1 protein-coding gene is annotated in these 277 nt (G+C 37.5%); it reads left to right on the forward strand.

The window, feature by feature from the left end; all coding sequences use genetic code 11:
* On the forward strand, window positions 1–277 hold a 277-nt coding region (locus tag AC1M9M_RS14865; RefSeq protein ID WP_481596717.1), incomplete at both ends, for a hypothetical protein.

Genomic DNA, 277 nt, shown 5'->3' on the forward strand with positions numbered 1-277 from the left:
CAACTCGTTGCTGATGGTCGTGATCCATCAAAAAATGTAACTAAAGAAGAAGTTAAAAAAGCATCTGATGAATTAGACGCTGCGGATGCTGGATTAAAAACCAATGCACAACAAGAGTTTGAAGATTCATTAGCAACAGAAGCGGATTTAGTCGCGCTTGAAACGAAGGCAAATGAACTTCAAAATAAACTTGATGACAATGCAGAGTTGGAAGAGTCAGCAAGATATACTGATGAAACACGTGATGCACTTCAACAAGAAATTAATGAAGCTTTAC

The organism is Acinetobacter sp. ANC_7503 (assembly GCF_056780035.1).